General features: G+C 49.3%; 20 protein-coding genes. 17 read left to right on the top strand and 3 right to left on the bottom strand.

The window, feature by feature from the left end:
• Positions 1-164: 164 nt before the first annotated feature.
• Positions 165-632 carry a polymer-forming cytoskeletal protein gene (locus tag B5F83_RS00700; RefSeq protein WP_087275740.1) on the top strand — a complete coding sequence of 156 codons (468 nt, stop codon included), beginning with the start codon at positions 165-167 and terminating at the stop codon, positions 630-632.
• A 1,074-nt stretch (positions 633-1,706) separates the two neighbouring features.
• On the opposite strand, the gene B5F83_RS00695 is transcribed toward B5F83_RS00700, so the two are convergent.
• The 3 genes from B5F83_RS00695 to B5F83_RS00685 all read right to left on the bottom strand — a co-directional run bounded on the left by B5F83_RS00695 (position 1,707) and on the right by B5F83_RS00685 (position 3,993).
• The gene (locus B5F83_RS00695) at positions 1,707-2,216 is read right to left on the bottom strand and encodes a hypothetical protein (protein ID WP_143822426.1); all 510 of its coding nucleotides are present in this window, start codon (positions 2,214-2,216) and stop codon (positions 1,707-1,709) included.
• Between the two features lie 222 nt (positions 2,217-2,438).
• Entirely contained in the window at positions 2,439-3,404 is a 966-nt protein-coding gene (locus B5F83_RS00690; protein WP_087275734.1) for a glycosyltransferase family 2 protein, read from the bottom strand.
• Positions 3,405-3,417: 13 nt separating this feature from the next.
• On the bottom strand, positions 3,418-3,993 hold the full coding sequence (locus B5F83_RS00685; RefSeq protein ID WP_087275732.1) for a DUF4199 domain-containing protein: 576 nt from the start codon (positions 3,991-3,993) through the stop codon (positions 3,418-3,420).
• A 77-nt stretch (positions 3,994-4,070) separates the two neighbouring features.
• Here B5F83_RS00685 and thrS point away from each other — a divergent pair, with 77 nt between their 5' ends.
• The 16 genes from thrS to B5F83_RS00605 all read left to right on the top strand — a co-directional run bounded on the left by thrS (position 4,071) and on the right by B5F83_RS00605 (position 17,555).
• On the top strand, positions 4,071-6,029 hold the full coding sequence (thrS, locus tag B5F83_RS00680) for a threonine--tRNA ligase (RefSeq protein ID WP_087275729.1): 1,959 nt from the start codon (positions 4,071-4,073) through the stop codon (positions 6,027-6,029).
• 162 nt (positions 6,030-6,191) lie between these two features.
• Positions 6,192-6,689 carry a translation initiation factor IF-3 gene (infC, locus tag B5F83_RS00675; RefSeq protein ID WP_239383792.1) on the top strand — a complete coding sequence of 166 codons (498 nt, stop codon included), beginning with the start codon at positions 6,192-6,194 and terminating at the stop codon, positions 6,687-6,689.
• A gap of 46 nt (positions 6,690-6,735) precedes the next feature.
• Positions 6,736-6,930 carry a 50S ribosomal protein L35 gene (rpmI, locus tag B5F83_RS00670; protein ID WP_087275724.1) on the top strand — a complete coding sequence of 65 codons (195 nt, stop codon included), beginning with the start codon at positions 6,736-6,738 and terminating at the stop codon, positions 6,928-6,930.
• 80 nt (positions 6,931-7,010) lie between these two features.
• The gene (rplT, locus tag B5F83_RS00665) at positions 7,011-7,355 is read left to right on the top strand and encodes a 50S ribosomal protein L20 (protein WP_087275721.1); all 345 of its coding nucleotides are present in this window, start codon (positions 7,011-7,013) and stop codon (positions 7,353-7,355) included.
• A 14-nt stretch (positions 7,356-7,369) separates the two neighbouring features.
• A complete protein-coding gene (gene lepB, locus B5F83_RS00660) occupies positions 7,370-8,716 on the top strand; it encodes a signal peptidase I (protein ID WP_087275719.1) in 1,347 nt (448 codons plus the stop codon).
• 76 nt (positions 8,717-8,792) lie between these two features.
• Positions 8,793-9,035: a 50S ribosomal protein L28 gene (rpmB, locus tag B5F83_RS00655; RefSeq protein WP_087275717.1), complete on the top strand. Its 243-nt coding sequence runs from the start codon at positions 8,793-8,795 to the stop codon at positions 9,033-9,035.
• Positions 9,036-9,047: 12 nt separating this feature from the next.
• On the top strand, positions 9,048-9,236 hold the full coding sequence (gene rpmG / locus B5F83_RS00650) for a 50S ribosomal protein L33 (protein WP_087275712.1): 189 nt from the start codon (positions 9,048-9,050) through the stop codon (positions 9,234-9,236).
• Positions 9,237-9,247: 11 nt separating this feature from the next.
• A complete protein-coding gene (locus tag B5F83_RS00645; protein ID WP_087275709.1) occupies positions 9,248-9,403 on the top strand; it encodes a DUF4295 domain-containing protein in 156 nt (51 codons plus the stop codon).
• A 194-nt stretch (positions 9,404-9,597) separates the two neighbouring features.
• Positions 9,598-10,536: a signal recognition particle-docking protein FtsY gene (ftsY, locus tag B5F83_RS00640; protein ID WP_087275706.1), complete on the top strand. Its 939-nt coding sequence runs from the start codon at positions 9,598-9,600 to the stop codon at positions 10,534-10,536.
• A 7-nt stretch (positions 10,537-10,543) separates the two neighbouring features.
• Entirely contained in the window at positions 10,544-13,006 is a 2,463-nt protein-coding gene (pheT, locus tag B5F83_RS00635) for a phenylalanine--tRNA ligase subunit beta (RefSeq protein ID WP_087275703.1), read from the top strand.
• Positions 13,003-13,551 carry a DUF4296 domain-containing protein gene (locus B5F83_RS00630; RefSeq protein WP_087275698.1) on the top strand — a complete coding sequence of 183 codons (549 nt, stop codon included), beginning with the start codon at positions 13,003-13,005 and terminating at the stop codon, positions 13,549-13,551. The genes pheT and B5F83_RS00630 overlap by 4 nt, the downstream gene beginning before the upstream one ends.
• Positions 13,552-13,553: 2 nt before the next feature.
• The gene (locus tag B5F83_RS00625; protein ID WP_087275695.1) at positions 13,554-14,753 is read left to right on the top strand and encodes an amidohydrolase family protein; all 1,200 of its coding nucleotides are present in this window, start codon (positions 13,554-13,556) and stop codon (positions 14,751-14,753) included.
• Positions 14,754-14,766: 13 nt separating this feature from the next.
• Positions 14,767-15,531, top strand: coding sequence for a radical SAM protein (locus B5F83_RS00620; RefSeq protein ID WP_087275692.1), 765 nt, complete (start codon positions 14,767-14,769; stop codon positions 15,529-15,531).
• A gap of 4 nt (positions 15,532-15,535) precedes the next feature.
• Positions 15,536-16,018 carry a D-aminoacyl-tRNA deacylase gene (gene dtd, locus B5F83_RS00615; protein WP_087275689.1) on the top strand — a complete coding sequence of 161 codons (483 nt, stop codon included), beginning with the start codon at positions 15,536-15,538 and terminating at the stop codon, positions 16,016-16,018.
• A 27-nt stretch (positions 16,019-16,045) separates the two neighbouring features.
• Positions 16,046-16,939 (top strand): deoxyribose-phosphate aldolase, encoded by an 894-nt coding sequence (gene deoC, locus B5F83_RS00610; protein ID WP_087275686.1) that lies wholly within the window; start codon positions 16,046-16,048, stop codon positions 16,937-16,939.
• A 25-nt stretch (positions 16,940-16,964) separates the two neighbouring features.
• Positions 16,965-17,555 carry a hypothetical protein gene (locus tag B5F83_RS00605; protein WP_143822425.1) on the top strand — a complete coding sequence of 197 codons (591 nt, stop codon included), beginning with the start codon at positions 16,965-16,967 and terminating at the stop codon, positions 17,553-17,555.
• Positions 17,556-17,750: the final 195 nt, after the last annotated feature.

Raw genomic sequence — 17,750 nt, 5'->3', positions numbered from 1 at the left:
CTGTATCGCCGTAGCACCGTAACACCATAGCACCGTAGCGGGACTTTGATCCCGGACATTGATTTTGTATTTGATTCCGGACGTTGTTTTGTATTTGATTCCGGACATTGATTTTGTAATTGACCCCGGACGGTTTGATTTTGTAATTATAAAAACAGTTATATATGGCAAAGAACGAAGGTAATGTAAACTTCAATGAGATAAGCAGGCTCGCATCGAGTACTGAGCTGAAAGGTACGATGATATCTTCTTCGGATATCAGGGTTGACGGCAGATTCGAGGGTAGCATAATCACCGAGGGCAAAGTGCTCGTCGGTGAAACTTCCGAGATTGTCGGCGATATCATTGCCCGCAGTGCGGACATCTGGGGCAAGGTCAGCGGAAGCGTGACGATAGGGGATACCCTTTCCCTGAAAAACGGCTGCTCTCTTTCCGGTACGGCCGAGATAGTGAAGCTCAGTGTCGAAATCGGCTCGATATTCAACTGCACCTGCCGGATGATTACGACCGGCGATTTCGACGAAAGGCTCAAGTCTGCAAAAGGCGACAAGGCCTCTGCCGGCAGCAAAACTTCTGTAACTTCTGCTACCAGTAAAGCTTCTGCCGGAGACAAGGTCTCGGACAAAGACTGAACTTGGCAGTGACTGTGCTTGGCGGCGATTGTGTTGGCAGTGACTGCGGTGACTGTGTTGGCAATGACTGGGCTGGCAGTGATTGCGGTGACTGGACTTGGCAATGGCTGGGCTTAGCAATGATTGGGCTGGCAGTGACTGAACTTCTGCCGGTGGTAAGATGCCGAGTGGCAGGTGTTTGATGCGAGATGCCGAGTGGACGGCCGTTTGATGTGAGATGCTGAGTGGCCGGTAGCTTGGTGCGAGGGGGATAGATTCTTTATTATAATAAAATAGGACTTGTTTTCGGGTGGTGTGCGGACATACCCCGAAGCGAGTCCTGTTCTTGTTTTTCGTTTCCACAAATTTTACGTTTTTACAAATTTTTTTCCCGTGTCGTTTGCCATCGTTGGCCGTTTGTCACCGTTACCTGCGCGACATTTCGGGTGATGAAATGCACTGGAAAAATCGAGGGTGGATATTTCGGCGGCGGTGTCAATAATATCTTCTGATATATTTGTCGAACCGCTTTAGTTCCGGGGGAAAGTGCCACGGTTTCGTGGTAAATTGGTTCACTTTCCCCGAAAATACAGATGAAAATAGCGTTATGAGCAATATTCCCAGGGGAAAGTGCCGCGGTTTCATGGCAAATTGGTTCACTTTCCCCGATAATGCAGATGAAAAAAGCGTTATGAGCAATATTCCCGGGGGAAAGTGTCATGGATTCGTGGGAATTTGGTTCACTTTCCCGGAATTGAGGACAAAACTTTGGGTTCAGAGCACACCCCGACTTAACTTTTCTTGTTGTAATGCATTGTAAATCAACAATAAATAATATGTAAGAGGAAAGATAACTGTGGATTTCAAGGGGTTCGGAACCAGTCAGAATCCACACTTGAAATTTTTTACCAAGGAGTTAATTTGTTGTTAATCAGTGTATAGCGATGCGTTTGAGTTAAGTCGGGGCGTGCCCGGTTTGTCACTATTCTTGCATGCCGCGATTCCGGAATTATCCGCTGGTCCAAAATTGCCATGCACCGATTGTTCTAAAATTACATGTAAACGGTTCTCCAGTGAGTGAGTAAATATCCGTTCTCAAAAACTCCAGAATCCGATGCTTGTGATGACCCCGTCTTCGTCATAGGTGAATTCCGGGCAATTGAAAAACTCCACATTTTCCCATCCTGTTCCTGTAGGTCGCCAGAATATGGCTCCTGCGCGGTTTTTATGATACTGTGTGTTGCTGAAGTCCCCGTCCATTTCATATACTTTCGAAATGGGGTCCCCTACGCGAATGAATCCATTGACATTATATTTGCCATCGAATACGTACGCTGTCATAATCGGCCCCTTAGGCTTGCTATACAGCGTTATTTCCGCTGCATTTCCATACTGTACTGATGAAATATCGCTTTCGAAAAAGTATGTGTAGGTATATCCGAATTCATCAAACATCACGGTATCGGGCTGCCCGAATGCCCTTATTATGTCCTGTTCCGTGTATTCCGGCCCGGCCATTTCAAGTCCGTTGATGGTGAAGGTGGAGAAATCCAATGCCTCAAATTGAGGAGGTTCATAGTCGTTTATCCGCTGGTCTTTTATCACCGTTACCTGCGCAAGGATGACGGTTTTTTACGGAATTCTGACTTCAGGCCTTTGTCGGTTTTAGAAGTTGTTTCTGAGTTTATGATGCGGGAGGCCGCCTCTCGGACGTGCCGCGAAACTTAACCGTACGGCAGTGTCCGGGCGGGACATCGGCGTTGCCGGCGCAGATGACCTGCTAAAGTTAGGAATAAAATTTTGATGATGCAAATCGCACCTACATGTTCAGCCTTTCAGGTTCAGCCTTTCTTTTATATTATAGGTGTTCCTGCCTTCGCTGTTGCGTGAAATCATTTCCCCGATAAAACCGGTGAGGAAAAGCTGGGTGCCGATGATTATGGATGTGAGCGAGAGGTAGAACAGGGGCTGCTCGGTGACAGGCCTGAAATCCATGCCTTGCACCTGGTTGCTGACCTTGATGACTATCATACATATCACCATTATGCCTCCGATAAGGAAAAGCAGCGAGCCGATGAGCCCGAAAAGATGCATTGGCTTGCGGCCGAAGGTCATCAGGAACCATAGGGACAGCAGGTCGAGATAGCCGTTTACGAAACGGTTGATGCCGAACTTGCTCTTGCCGAATTTCCTTTTGCGGTGAACCACCTCTTTCTCGCCGATGCGGGTGAATCCGGCATTCTTGGCGAGATAAGGTATGTAGCGGTGCATTTCCCCGTACACTTCTATATTCTTGACGACCTCCTTGCGGTAGGCTTTCAGACCGCAGTTCATGTCGTGGAGCTTTATCCCTGTTATCCGGCGGGCCGTGGCGTTGTATATTTTGGACGGGATGTTTTTGGTCAGCTTGTTGTCCAGCCGGTGCCTTTTCCATCCGGACACGAGGTCGTATCCGTCTTCACGGATCATCCTGTACAGTTCCGGTATTTCGTCCGGCGAGTCCTGAAGGTCTGCATCCATGGTTATGACGACATCGCCCTCGGCGGCTTCGAAACCGCAATAGAGTGCGGCGGATTTTCCGTAATTGCGGCGGAATGAAATGCCTTTTATCTTAGGACCGTATTTTTCCGACAGTCCGGCTATTGTCTGCCAGGACCCGTCATTGCTCCCGTCATCGACCAATATTATTTCGTAATCCGGAATCCTGTCTTCAAGAACCCTGCGTATCCATTCCACGAGCTCGGTCAGAGACTCGTTTTCATTATACAGCGATATTACTATAGATAAATCCATCTCCCCCGGTTTTTTAGTTGTACTGTCCGTCAGTGTTCCCGTCCTGTCCGAAAGGGGTGGATTTCCTCATGGAGGAGATTATGGCGCTGAAGACTATCCCTATGATGAACATCCAGATGAACTGGCCTATCGTACTGTAAACAGGAATGTACTCCTTTATGTTTTCAAGCATTCTGGTGGAGTTGCTGTCCAGTTGTCCGCTGTACATCTGCATTACCATGTCCCATGTCCCCGACAGGGTGTCAGCCGAGATGTAAAGCAGGTCGACGGCAACAAAAACCGCACAGAGGATTGAGGAGAATAGGGCTACCTTGACACCGTATCCGAAACGTTTTCCCGGATCGCCGTTGGCGTTTGAAAATATTGTCACCTGCCTTTTCAGAAGCAGGAATGAACCTACGGTCTTGACTATCCACAGCAGCATCGATACGGTAGCCGCAATCATTGTCGTGCCCGGTGAAGTGCTGTTTCCGGTAATTTTGTTCATCAGGATGTTGATCAGGCCGGCTCCTATCGTTATGCAGGCCAGAATGGCCCCGTCCTTTGCCGCGCTGTTCCAGATTTGCTGTTTGGTCGTTACCTCTTTCATTTTCCCGTTTATTTGGATGCAAATATAATTAATTATTTCGTATCTTTGCACGTTTGATTGGATTAAACAGTTTTGATATGATAGACATAACTTTCCCGGATGGAAGCGTACGCCAGTACAATGATGGTGTAACGCCGTACGAAATAGCGGAGGGTATAAGCCCGAGGCTCGCGGCCGAAGTGCTTGCCGCAACAGTGATTTTCCCCGAAGACAGGACAGGGAAAGGAACGATATACGACCTTGACCGTCCCATAAACGGAAATGCCGCCATAAAGCTGCACAAATGGGATGACCCGGAGGCAAAACATGTGTTCTGGCACTCTTCGTCGCACCTTATGGCCGAAGCTCTCCAGCAGCTTTATCCCGGTGTCAAGTTCGGAATCGGCCCTGCCATCGAAAACGGGTTTTATTATGACATAGACCTCGGCGACCGTACCCTTTCGGAAAGCGATCTGAAAAAAATAGAGGACAGGATGATCGAGCTCGCCAGGACCAAGGAACCTTTTGTGCGCAGGGAGGTTTCGAAAGACGAGGCGATGCGTACCTATACGGAAAAAGGCGACGAATACAAGTGCGAGCTTATCCGCGATCTCCAGGACGGGACCATTACGTTCTATACCAACGGTTCATTTACCGACCTGTGCCGCGGCCCGCACCTGAGGGATACCTCCGTAATAAAGGCGGTAAAGCTGACCTCCATAGCGGGGGCTTACTGGAGGGGAGACGAGAACAGGCAGATGCTTACACGTATCTACGGCATAACCTTCCCTAAGAAGTCGATGCTGGATGAGTACCTCGTCCTTCTCGAAGAGGCAAAGAAGAGGGACCACAGGAAAATAGGCAAGGAGCTGGAACTTTTCACTTTTTCTTCCAAGGTGGGACAGGGTCTTCCTTTGTGGCTTCCAAACGGGGCCATGCTCAGGGAAAGGCTCGAAATGTTTCTGAGGAAGGTGCAGAAGGCTTACGGATATCTGCCGGTCATCACTCCTCATATCGGCCAGAAGCAACTCTATGTAACGTCGGGCCATTATGCAAAATACGGTAAAGACTCTTTCCGTCCGATAACCACGCCGCAGGAAGGGGAGGAATTCCTGCTGAAACCGATGAACTGCCCTCACCATTGTGAGATATACCGCTCGAAACCGAGGTCGTACAAGGACCTTCCTTTGAGACTTGCCGAATTCGGTACTGTTTACCGTTACGAGCAGAGCGGCGAGCTCCACGGGCTTACGAGGGTGCGCGGTTTTACGCAGGACGACGCGCATATCTTCTGCCGTCCTGATCAGTTGAAGGAAGAATTCTGCAAGGTGATAGACATCGTGCTGTATATTTTCAAGACACTCGATTTCAACGAATACATAGCGCAGGTTTCGTTGCGCGACCCTGAAAACAGGGAAAAATACATAGGTTCCGACGAAAACTGGGAGAAGGCCGAAAGGGCCATCATCGAGGCTGCCGAGGAAAAAGGCCTGAAGACCGTCGTGGAATACGGCGAGGCTGCTTTCTACGGTCCGAAACTCGACTTCATGGTCAAGGACGCCATCGGAAGGAAGTGGCAGCTCGGTACCATACAGGTGGACTACAACCTTCCGGAAAGATTCGAACTCGAATATACCGGAAGCGATGACAGGAAACACCGTCCGGTCATGATACACCGTGCGCCTTTCGGTTCCATGGAGCGTTTTGTGGCCGTGCTGCTTGAGCATACCGGCGGGAAACTCCCTCTCTGGCTCACCCCGCAGCAGGCTGTCATACTCCCTGTAAGCGAGAAATATAACAATTATGCAAAAAAAGTTTGCAATTTGCTGAATAATTGCGATATTCGCGCCTCAATCGATGACAGGAACGAAACGATTGGAAAGAAAATACGCGAGAACGAGATGAAGAGGATTCCTTATCTGCTGGTGGTAGGAGAGAAGGAAGAGGCGAACGGAACCGTTTCAGTGCGCAGGCAGGGCGGTGAAAGTTGCGGCGAAATGGGTGCCGAGGCTTTCACGGACCTTATAAATGACGAAGTAAAGAAACAATTGGCTTAGATAATTTTTAGTATTAACAACGCCAAGGCGTTATAAACATTGGAGGATTTTTTTATCGCAACACCATTTAAAAAACCATTGGGTGCAAAACAGAATTACGACAATTCGCGAAGACCCGAGAACGACAGAGCCTCGCAAAAGAAGAAGGATGACGGAGTCTGCATAAACGAAGCGATTACGGCTCCCCGAGTGAGACTTGTCGGAGACAATATACCACAGCCGGGTATATATACGGTTTCGGCGGCAATGAAACTGGCTGACGAACTTCAGCTCGACCTTGTCGAGATTTCAGCCAAGGCAGATCCTCCGGTGTGCAAGATAATGGATTACCAGAAATACCTTTACCAGCAGAAGAAGAAGGCGAAGGAAATGAAGGCCAATGCGGCCAAGGTGGTAATCAAGGAGATTCGTTTCGGACCGAATACCGATGAGCATGATTTCCAGTTCAAGCTGAAGCATGCCCAGGAGTTCCTGTCCGAAGGTGCCAAGGTCAAGGCATACGTGTTCTTCCGCGGCCGTTCCATATTGTTTTCCGATCAGGGCGAAAAACTCCTGCTGAGGTTTGCGGTGGAACTCGAAGAGTACGGAAGGGCGGAACAGATGCCGAAACTCGAAGGCAAGCGTATGATTATGATGATTGCCCCCCTGAAGAAGAAGTAAGGGAGCATATAGTTTTTAATAATATTAACAGTTAAATTTTTTAACAATGCCAAAACAGAAGACCAACTCCGGTGCCAAAAAGCGTTTTTCACTTACCGGAACGGGAAAAATCAAGAGAAAACACGCTTACAAAAGCCACATTCTCACAAAGAAGACCAAGAAGCAGAAAAGAAATCTGACCCATTTCGCTATCATGGATGCATGCGATGCGAAAAGGATCAAGCTTTTATTGGGCAGGTAATTTTAAGTTTAATTAATGTTTAACCGGGAAAAGCAGCCGGAAGACCCCAGAGGGGCGCTGCCTCCCAAAAAATCAAAGTTATGCCAAGATCGGTAAATTCAGTCGCTTCAAGAGCGCGCCGCAAAAAGATTTTAAAAGAGACAAAAGGTAATTTCCTGTCTCGTAAAAACGTCTGGACAGTAGCGAAGAATACCTACGAGAAAGGCCTTACTTACGCCTATCGTGACCGTAAGAACAAGAAACGTGCTTTCCGTTCGCTCTGGATTCAGAGGATCAATGCAGCTGCAAGGCAGTATGGAATGACATATTCCCAGTTCATGGGTCGTCTCGCGAAACAGAACATAGGTCTCGACCGCAAAGTTCTCGCCGACCTCGCAATGAACAACCCGCAGGCATTCGAAGCTATAATCAACTCTGTAAAATAGTTTGAGACCGGCGGATGAGTCTGAAGGAACTATATCGCAACAGGTGGCTCAGATTCGCCTTTTGGGCGATTCTGTATACCGCATGGGTCGTATGGCTCGGGAACTACTGGTTCCTGCTGGGGCTGATTATAGTTTTTGACCTGAACGTTACCAAGAAAGTCAAATGGGCTTTCTGGACGAAAAAGTACAAGAAAGGAGAAAAGCGCAACGTATTGCTTGATTGGCTCGACGCGATTATTTTCGCGCTAATCGCTGTGATTTTCATCAATATTTTCTTTTTCCAGGCGTTCAAGATTCCTTCCTCGTCCATGGAGAATTCCCTTATGACAGGGGATTACCTGTTCGTAAGCAAGCTGGCTTATGGCCCGAAGATTCCCCAGACCCCTCTTACAGTGCCATTTACCCACAATATGATGCCGTCGGGAAAGGAATCCTATTCTACGGCGGTGGAGTGGAAATACAGGCGTCTGAAAGGTTTCGGGAAAGTGGAGCGCGGAGATTATGTGGTTTTCGCATTTCCTCACGGGGATACGGTGTTGGCACGCTTCCCGTCGGAAGACTATTATACCCATGTCCGGATTAACGGCAGGCAGTTCGTCCTTGACAATTACGGCCCAATCAAGGTAAGGCCGGACGATAAGAAGGACAACTATGTGAAACGCTGTGTCGCAGTGCCCGGTGATACGCTGGAGATAACCGACGGTGTCATCAGTGTCAATGGGGAAAGGCTTCCTGATTATGAAGGTGTCCAGAATACATATCGCGTGGTGACTTCGGGACAAAGGCTGAACTCGATGCTTCTCGACGGGCTCGGCGTGAATTCGGAGGATGCTTATTTCAATCCGGCTTTGCCTGGATATGAAGCCCTGCCTCTCACGAAAAAGGCCCTTGAAGGCATAGAGAATCTTTCGGCAGTCGTTTCGGTCACCCCCGACATCCAGAAGAAAGGCGGGGACAGCTCGGAAGGCTACCTTATGATTTTCCCGTTCGACAAGTCCTACGACTGGACCAGGGACAACTTCGGCCCTTTATGGATACCCGAAAAGGATGCGACGGTAAAACTCGATTTGTCCGTACTTCCTTTGTACAGGAGGATAATAGAGGTTTACGAAGGTCATGAGCTCGAAGTCAAGGACGGAAGGATATACATAGACGGGAATGAGGCCGACAGCTACACATTCGCACAGGACTACTATTTTATGGTTGGAGACAACCGCCACAATTCTTTGGATTCGCGTTATTGGGGATTCGTCCCGGAAAACCACATAGTCGGCAAGCCGGCCGTAGTATGGTTCTCTTCGGACAAAACCAAGCCTTTCCCGAAGAATATCAGGTGGAACCGTTTGTTCAAATTTTTATAAAAATTTGTTTTTTACTTAGAAAAGGGGTAATTTTGCAGCCCTTAGTTTTTGAATAATAAAATAAAAATATACTGAAATGGCAAGAGTTTGTCAAATAACTGGAAGAAAGAGGATGATAGGAAACAACGTTTCCCACTCCAAGAGGCGCACAAAGCGCGAATTTGCCCTCAACCTCAGGACGAAGAAGTTCTGGTCCGAGGAGCAGCAGAAATTTATTACGTTGAAGGTTTCCTGCAAAGGTCTCAGGCAGATATGCAAGAACGGACTGTCCGCAACTTTGAAAGAGGCAGGGCAGAAGGGTTATGTTAAAAACATTTAATTTTAGTGCGCTATGGCAAAGAAAGCAAAAGGTAATAGGGTTCAGGTGATTTTGGAGTGCACCGAACAGAAAGCTACCGGAGTGCCGGGAATCTCAAGGTATATCACTACAAAGAACAGGAAAAATACGACCCAGCGTCTCGAGCGCATGAAATACAACCCGTATTTGAAAAAGGTAACGCTTCACCGCGAAATAAAATAATTTTTTAGACTATGGCAAAGAAAGCAGTCGCAACATTCTCGAAAGGAAGCACAAGGAACGTGATCAAGTGCATCCGTATGGACAAATCGCCTAAAAGCGGCGCATATATGTTCAAAGAAGAGCTCGTACCTACCGAGCAGGTGAAAGATTTTTTCGCCAAGAAATAAAACTGACAGTTTCCAGATAAACTGATATTAGTCGGAGGCGGCCTTTTTGGCCGCCTTCTTGCATTCGGCAGTACTGCTTCGCAATTTGCCTATGGCAGAAATACTGTTGCGCCTCGGCAATACAATTTGAACAAGTTCATTTGCATTGCTCTCGGCTTCTGCGTATATTTGCAAATTGAACAAAAGTTATTCGTATGGGTATTTTTGATAAGGGAATGAAAAAAACCAAGGACGGTTTTTTCTCCAGACTTTCCAAGGCGATTCTCGGCAAGTCCGCCATAGACGAGGATGTGCTCGATGCCATAGAGGAGGCCCTGATTGCTTCGGACATGGGTGTGGACACTACGATGAAGGTCATCGACGGCATAGAGGACAGGGTACACAGGGACAAATATACCAGTCTCAAGGAACTGGCAGACATAGTCAAGGATGAAATACTCTCGATGCTTGACGTTTCAGACAGCGAGGCAGGGCCGGTAGAACCTTTCGATTTTTCCAAAAAGCCATATGTGATTATGGTTGTCGGAGTGAACGGGGTCGGCAAGACCACGACGATAGGCAAGCTCGCTTCCATGCTGAGGGCGCAGGGCAAAAGTGTGATGTTGGGGGCGGCCGACACTTTTAGGGCGGCGGCCGTGGACCAGCTTTCCATTTGGGCCGAGCGCTCGGGTGCCGATATAGTTAAACAGGGCATGGGGGCGGATCCCGCTTCTGTCGCCTTCGATACTGTCAAGTCGGCCGTAGCCAAAGGCACCGATGTCGTGCTTGTGGACACGGCAGGACGGCTCCACAACAAAATAAACCTGATGAACGAGCTTACCAAGATAAGGAACGTAATGGGGAAGGTCGTTCCAGGGGCTCCTCATGAAGTCCTTCTTGTCCTGGACGGTTCTACGGGGCAGAATGCTTACGTCCAGGCGCAGGAATTCGCGAAAGCTACGGATATTACCGCCCTTGCCGTCACCAAATTGGACGGGACAGCCAAGGGAGGGGTGGTGATAGGAATCGTGGACCGTTTCAAGGTTCCGGTAAAATTCGTGGGAATCGGGGAAGGTGTCGACGATTTGAAGGTTTTCGACAAACGCGAGTTCATAAATTCGATTTTTTCAGTAGACGATATTAAAGATAAATGATTTTGATATGAAGATTTCTTACAGTTGGCTTAAAGAATATATCGCGACGGATTTCGATGCCGCCAAGATAGCGCAGACCCTCACTTCCACAGGGCTTGAAGTGGAGGCTTTGGAGTATGTAGAGCCTGTACCAGGAGGACTTGAAGGGGTAGTGGTGGCCGAAGTCCTTGAATGTACGGATCATCCTGATTCGGATCATCTGCATGTGACCAGGGTCGATGCGGGAAACGGTGAAATCCTTCAGGTAGTCTGCGGCGCTCCCAATGTGGCGGCAGGCCAGAAAGTGCTTCTGGCAAAAATCGGTTCGCGCCTTCCTGCCGAGGACGGCTCGGAGTTCAAGATCAAGAAATCGAAAATCAGAGGTGTCGAGTCTTTCGGAATGATATGTGCCGAGGATGAACTGGGCGTAGGCTCTTCGCATGACGGCATAATGGTGCTGGATGCCGATGCCGTTCCGGGGACACCGGCAAAGACTTATTTGGGACTTGAAACCGATGCGGTCTTCGAAATAGGCCTTACACCGAACAGGATAGACGCGGCTTCGCATATCGGTGTGGCAAGGGACCTGTATGCATGGCTCGTATCCCACGGGCACCAGGCGGAAATGACACTTCCGTCGGTCGCTGCGTTCAGACCGGGTGAAGGTCACGGGACGGAAATCGAAGTGCAGGCCCCGGACGGTGCTCCGCGTTATTCCGGCATAACCTTGCGCGGAGTAAAAGTGGGAGAGTCCCCTGAATGGCTCAAAAAGCATCTGCTGTCGGTTGGGCTTAGGCCGATAAACAATATAGTCGATGTCACTAATTTCGTCATGCTGGAAGCCGGGCTTCCGATGCATGCGTTCGATCTTGCGAAAGTAGAAGGCGGAAAAATAGTTGTCCGCCGTGCTGCCGAAGGTGAAAAATTCGTTACCCTCGACGGTGTGGAGCGGACTCTGTCTGCCGAGGATCTGATGATTTGCGATGCCGTGAGGCCAATGTGCCTTGCCGGAGTTTTCGGAGGGGAGTTTTCCGGCATAAGCGAAAGCACGACGGATGTTTTCCTCGAAAGCGCATATTTCAATCCGGTTTCAATCCGCAAGAGCTCGAAGAGGCATGGGATAAAGACGGATGCATCCTTCCGTTATGAAAGGGGAGTCGATCCTTTCCTTACGGATTATGCAGCCAAAAGGGCGGCCCTGCTGATTACGGAAATCGCTGGAGGACGTATCGAAGGGGATATAGTAAGGAAATTTTCATCCGACATCCGTAAAAATACCGTCGCCCTTGATTTTTTACGCATGGAGTCGCTGATCGGCAAGGCCATCGGTGCGGATAAGATAGTGGAAATATTGCAGGCCCTTGAATTCAGGGTTCTTGAAAAGGTTTATGCGATTGACGGGGCATTTGTCGGGATTGTGGTGGAAGTGCCTTCCTACAGGGTCGATGTTTTGAGGGAATGCGATGTGGTTGAGGAAATCTTGAGGATATACGGTTATGACAACGTCGATTTTCCTGAAAGGGTGAGGATTTCGGCTTCTTCATCGTCGGAGAACCGCAGGGAGCATGTGTCGGAAGCTGTGTCGTCCTTGCTTTCGGCTAACGGTTTCCGTGAAATCATGAACAATTCCCTCACCAAGGGGGATTATTATGCAGGACTGTCGACCTTCCCCGAGGAGAGGTCGGTCGGAGTGCTGAATCCTCTGAGTTCGGATTTGAACGTTATGCGCCAGACCCTGCTGTTCGGGGGGATGGAAGTGATAGCCCACAATATCAACAGGCAGGTCGTTTCGATGAAACTTTTCGAATTCGGTTCGGTATATTCGAAAAAATCCCCGGAGATACACGGCGTTCAGGATATCGATGAGCATAAGGCGTTTTCACTCTTGATTACCGGCGCTACCGAAAAATCATGGTGCGCTCCGTCGGAAAAAAGCGGATTTTTCGTTCTGAAGGGATATCTGGAACTGATTCTGAGGCGTTTCGGGGCGGATTCTTACTCGATGGACTGCCTTCCTGCTCCGGAGGACTTGTTCTCGGAAGGCCTTGAATATTCCCTGCGCGGAGAGAAGGTCGCGGTCATAGGCACCGTCCTTCCTTCGGTATTGAAGAAATTCGGCATAAAGCAGCCGGTGTTTGCCGCCGAGATATCTTTCGATGCCTTGCTTACGTTCGCACGCACGAATGTAATCAAGTATTCCCCGCTGCCTAAATTCCCTGAAGTAAGACGCGATCTGGCCCTTCTGGTAGACGAGGGCGTGACTTTTGCAGATATGCGCAGGGCGGCTTTCAAGGCAGGAAGGAAACTTCTGAGGCAAGTCACCCTGTTCGATGTCTACAGAGGGGACAAAATACCGGGAGGCAAGAAGCAATATGCCTTGTCCTTCGTGCTTCGCGATGCTGACAAGACATTGACCGACAAGGAAGTCGAGAAGTTTATGGAAAACCTTGTGAATGTTTTCGAAAAAGAATTTGCGGCCCAGTTGAGATGATGCGTAAAATGTTCGCCATACTTCTGTCACTGATCATGCTGTCCGCTTTGGCGGCGTGTTCGGGGCGCGGCATAATCTCCAAAAAGAAGATGGCGGAAATAAACGCCGAGCTTTTCCTTGTGGACGAATGGCTTTTGCGGAACCAGAGGTACGGAGGGATGGCCGATACCTCGTTCGTATATGCGGGTGTTTTTGAAAAATACGGCTGTACGGGCGAGGACTATATGAGAAGTCTCGACTATTATATGCTTGATGCCGACAGGTATGTCAAGATACTGAAGAAGAGCCGTTCGATATTGGAAAAACGCGAGAAGGAAGTCATTGCGCTCATGTTGAGGGACGACAGCGAGAGGCGGGCCGATTTTATCCTTGACAGCATCATCCGTTCCCTGCCGCCCGTGGGCTATCTGCCGCATTTTACCGACAGCATCGGGATTCTGTCCGTGGACAGCCTCGGCGGGATACACATCGTGACTGACAGCGTGTTCGTTTTGGAGGACACGATGAAATATATTTTAAATGACCATTTGAATGACTTGTTATAAAAATGAGAATTTTTACATCTGATTATATTTTTCCTGTCGTCAGCGACCCTATCAGGGACGGCTATGTGATGACTGACGATGAAGGCTATGTGCTGAAAATGGGTGCGGCCCGCGAATTGAATCCTCCGGCCCTTTCGGTCGCCGAATATTTTCCCGGCGCGATTGTTCCGGGATTCGTGAACGCGCATTGCCACATAGAACTTTCCCATTTGAGGGGAGCTTTCAAGAAGGGCAGCGGAATGTCCGGATTCATAAACCAGATTAACGCTTTGCGTGAATCGGTGGACAGAAACGGGCGTATCAATGCATTGGAAGCGGAGATGCGCAGTCTTTACCGTCAGGGCGTTTCGGCCATGGCAGACATATCCAATTGCGATGAAAGTTTCGAGTGCAAGTCGCATTCGCCGATGTATACGAGGACTTTCATAGAGGTGTTCGGTACGGACCCGGCTGAAACCGAATCCATAATAGAAGGTGCCCGGGAACTGGCCCGCGAGGCGGAGGAAATGGATTTGGATGCCGCTCCGACTCCGCATTCATGTTATACGATGTGCCCGGAATTGTTGCAGGCGGCTTCAGCGGCAGGCCTTAAAAGCGGTTTCCTTTCCTACCATTCCCAGGAGAGCGGGCAGGAGGAGGAACTCATAAGGTACGGTACCGGCGAGCTTGCGGAAAACTACAAGGGAAGGGGGCTTCCAACGCCTCCGGTCACAGGCGGTTCGGCCCTCAAATATTTTATAGACAACCTCAGGAAAGTGCTCCGTTCCCCGATAAAGGGCCATGTGCTGCTTGTCCATAATGTCGTGATTGATGAAGAAAGCATAGACTATGCGAAAGAATGGCTCCGTTCTCCGTATTTTGCCGTATGTCCTTTGTCAAACATATTCATACATAATCAGTTGCCTCCTTTGGACCTGATGAGGGAGAAGGGGCTGAAGATTACCATAGGGACGGATTCGCTTTCGAGCAACGACTCGCTTTGCATTGTCGATGAAATGAAATGCATCCAGGACAATTTTCCTTCCATACCTTTTGCCGAGATTCTCAAATGGGCGACAGCCAACGGTGCGGAGTTTCTGGCCAAGGAGGACCTGTTAGGCTCTTTCGAAGCCGGGAAAAAGCCCGGGATAGTGAATATCGAGGGTTTCGACGTGCAGGGAATGAAACTTTCCGAAAAATCTTCGTCAGTAAGGATTCTTTAAAAATACAGGTGCCATGTCTACGGCTTTGTTTGAAAATATTGTTTTCGGCCCGGTATCCTCACGCAGGCTCGGGGTGTCGCTGGGCGTGAACCTGCTCCCCCAGCATGGGAAACTGTGCAATTTCAACTGCATATATTGCGAGTGCGGCTGGAACGAAGAACGCCGCGGGGATAATGTCCTGCCGTCTTTCGAGCAGGTAGCCCTCGCCCTCGAATCCAGGCTTGAAGAATTTTCTTCCGAAGGCAAGCCTTTGGATACCATAACGTTTTCCGGAAACGGTGAGCCTACCCTGCATCCTGATTTTCCACGTATCATTGAAAAGACGATAGAACTTCGCGACAGATATTTTCCAGCGTCGAAGGTTTCCGTCCTTTCCAATGCCACGAGGGTCTGGAAAAAAGAGGTTCGCGAAGCTCTGATGAAGGTGGACAATCCCATCCTCAAGCTCGACAGTCCCGATATCGAAGTCGTGCAGGCGGTAAACAGGCCGCAGGGCGAGTACTCGATAGAGACCGTAATAGAGGGCATGGAGGCGTTCAAAGGGGATTTCATCCTCCAGACAATCTTTTTCCAGGGGTCGGGCCATGATATGACGGATGACGGCCGGGTAAGAAGGTGGTATGATATCGTGAGGAGGGTGAAACCCCGCGAAATAATGATGTATACGATAGACCGGGACACTCCTCAAAAAGGGTTGTCGAAGGTATCTGTCGAAGAAATGCAGAGGATTGCCGCCCCTCTTGAAGAGGAGGGATTTACGGTGCAGATAAGGGGGTGAGAAGATGAGAGCCGTATTGCAGCGCGTGATTTCAGCGGATGTAAGGACGGCCTTTCCGGGATGGACGGAACTGGAAAGCCTTCCTGTCGCAGGGCGGATCGGAAAGGGCCTGCTCGTGCTTGTGGGCTTTACCGGCGACGATACGCATGAGGATTTGGAATGGATGGCCAGAAAAATCGTGTCCTTGAGGATTTTCGATGATGCGCAAGGGGTCATGAACAGGTCGCTTGCCGATGTTTCCGGCGAATTGCTCGTAGTAAGCCAGTTCACCCTTATGGCATCGACGGCCAAAGGGAACAGGCCTTCGTACATCAGGGCCGCCCATTCGGAAATATCTGCCCCTCTTTATGAGGATTTTCTCGACACGGTCTCGGCTTTGTCCGGCAAAAGGGCGGAACGGGGCGTTTTCGGAGCGGACATGAAGATTTCCCTTGTCAATGACGGGCCCGTGACGATTATCATGGATTCGAAGAACAGATTTTTTTGATTTATCATAACTCGTAAAAATATTTTTATGGATTATTTGTTTGAAAAATACGGTTACAGGCCTGATAAGGACAGCATAGACCGTAACCTTGAGATTATAGCTTCCAATATAGACGGAGCGGTCACTCCGGAGATTCTCCGGAACTGTTTCGGCATGATGGACCTTACCTCGTTGAAAAATACCGATACTCCGTCCGACATACGCCGGCTCGTGGCGAAAGTGGATGCATTCAGAGGCGTTTACCCGGATTATCCCAATCCGGCTTCCATCTGTGTGTTCCCGAATTTCGTCCCTGTCATCCGGTCGGAAAAGAAGAGCGAAGACGTGCATATTACCGCCGTTGCAGGCGTGTTCCCTCATTCGCAAAGTTTTCTTGAAGTAAAACTGGCCGAGTGCAGGATGGCGGTAGAGGCCGGGGCGGACGAGATAGATGTAGTGATTGCCCTGAATGCTTTCCTTGAAGGCGATTACGAAAGGACTTCCGCCGAATTGCGCGCAATCAGGGCGGAGGTCGACAAGGCTGCCGCGGCGGCGGGAAGGAAGGCCATATTGAAAGTCATACTTGAAACGGGCCTTCTGGTCACTCCGGAAAACATAGCAGCGGCTTCTTTCCTTGCCATGGAGGCCGGGGCGGATTTCATAAAGACCTCGACCGGAAAGACGGAAGTTTCCGCAACTCCGATGGCGGCCTACATAATGTGCGAGTGCATATCGGCCTTCTACAGGGCGACATCCCGCAAAGTGGGTTTCAAGCCGGCAGGAGGGATGGTTACAAGCAAGGATGCCGCAAGCTACTATTTTATAGTGTCAGCCGTGCTCGGAAAGGACTGGCTCAATAAGGAGTTGTTCCGTTTCGGGGTCAGCCGTATGGCCAATAATCTTCTGACGGACCTGCGGCAGGAAAGAACGGTGTATTTTTAGTTTTATTAAAAATGCGTTCATGAAAATGGGATTCAGAAAAATATTATTGTCCGTTCCGGTGTTTTTTGCGGCCGTATTCACGGCTTCGGCGCAGGATTATCCGAGCGGGCTCGGCATAAGGATTGGAAACAGTCTCGGGATAGACTATAAGATTTTCGTCAACAGCAGCCAGGCGCTCGATTTCGGAATAGGGGTGCTGGAGCCGTTCAACGGACTGAAAGACAGGAGCGAGCCTCAGTTCGCCCTGTTTTACTCCCAATACCTTTTCCATTTCAACGTTTTTGCGCCCGGTGTGAATGTTTTCGTCGGTCCCGGTGTTTCGGTCGGAGCCCAGTTGGGATATGAGGAGGAAGACAAGTATCTTGAACGGATGCTCGGCACGAAAGCCAATTTTTATCTGTCCATCGATGCGGCGGTCGGTATAGAGTACAAAATGGCCGATCTTCCTTTGGCACTTTCATTCGCATGGTCCCCGAAAGTACAGGTGGTCGGGAGCAAGAAGCTTGTCAGCAGGGACGAAAACGGCAATCCTCTGAGACCGGAACAGTTTTATTCGCAGGACAGGCCGGCGGCAAGGCTCGGAGACCTGACGATAGGCATACGCTATACTTTTTGACAGGAAAAATTGTTAAATTTTCATGGCGTTACTTATAACTGAAAAAATCACGTCCTGTGGGTGTCTGTTGCGTGTATAAAGAGTGGGTTAATTTATAACTGATTGATATATAATTGAAAAGCGCGGCTATTGCTGCGCTTTTCCGTTTTGAGGGCAGGGATAATCATGCTATATTCGCGGTGCTGAACATAAAAT

Source organism: Muribaculum sp. An289 (assembly GCF_002159555.1).
In the GTDB taxonomy this organism is placed as follows: Bacteria; Bacteroidota; Bacteroidia; order Bacteroidales; family UBA932; genus Merdivivens; species Merdivivens faecigallinarum.
This window is presented reverse-complemented; position numbering and strand designations above follow the sequence as displayed.

Coding starts and splice junctions, on each gene's coding strand:
- rpmB (WP_087275717.1), top strand. CDS start 8,793: ATGGCAAGAGTTTGTCAAATAACTGGAAGAAAGAGGATGATAGGAAAC.
- B5F83_RS00645 (WP_087275709.1), top strand. CDS start 9,248: ATGGCAAAGAAAGCAGTCGCAACATTCTCGAAAGGAAGCACAAGGAAC.
- B5F83_RS00685 (WP_087275732.1), bottom strand. CDS start 3,993: ATGAAAGAGGTAACGACCAAACAGCAAATCTGGAACAGCGCGGCAAAG.
- thrS (WP_087275729.1), top strand. CDS start 4,071: ATGATAGACATAACTTTCCCGGATGGAAGCGTACGCCAGTACAATGAT.
- lepB (WP_087275719.1), top strand. CDS start 7,370: ATGAGTCTGAAGGAACTATATCGCAACAGGTGGCTCAGATTCGCCTTT.
- rpmG (WP_087275712.1), top strand. CDS start 9,048: ATGGCAAAGAAAGCAAAAGGTAATAGGGTTCAGGTGATTTTGGAGTGC.
- pheT (WP_087275703.1), top strand. CDS start 10,544: ATGAAGATTTCTTACAGTTGGCTTAAAGAATATATCGCGACGGATTTC.
- deoC (WP_087275686.1), top strand. CDS start 16,046: ATGGATTATTTGTTTGAAAAATACGGTTACAGGCCTGATAAGGACAGC.
- rpmI (WP_087275724.1), top strand. CDS start 6,736: ATGCCAAAACAGAAGACCAACTCCGGTGCCAAAAAGCGTTTTTCACTT.
- B5F83_RS00700 (WP_087275740.1), top strand. CDS start 165: ATGGCAAAGAACGAAGGTAATGTAAACTTCAATGAGATAAGCAGGCTC.
- B5F83_RS00625 (WP_087275695.1), top strand. CDS start 13,554: ATGAGAATTTTTACATCTGATTATATTTTTCCTGTCGTCAGCGACCCT.
- ftsY (WP_087275706.1), top strand. CDS start 9,598: ATGGGTATTTTTGATAAGGGAATGAAAAAAACCAAGGACGGTTTTTTC.
- B5F83_RS00605 (WP_143822425.1), top strand. CDS start 16,965: ATGGGATTCAGAAAAATATTATTGTCCGTTCCGGTGTTTTTTGCGGCC.
- B5F83_RS00690 (WP_087275734.1), bottom strand. CDS start 3,404: ATGGATTTATCTATAGTAATATCGCTGTATAATGAAAACGAGTCTCTG.
- rplT (WP_087275721.1), top strand. CDS start 7,011: ATGCCAAGATCGGTAAATTCAGTCGCTTCAAGAGCGCGCCGCAAAAAG.
- B5F83_RS00620 (WP_087275692.1), top strand. CDS start 14,767: ATGTCTACGGCTTTGTTTGAAAATATTGTTTTCGGCCCGGTATCCTCA.
- dtd (WP_087275689.1), top strand. CDS start 15,536: ATGAGAGCCGTATTGCAGCGCGTGATTTCAGCGGATGTAAGGACGGCC.
- B5F83_RS00630 (WP_087275698.1), top strand. CDS start 13,003: ATGATGCGTAAAATGTTCGCCATACTTCTGTCACTGATCATGCTGTCC.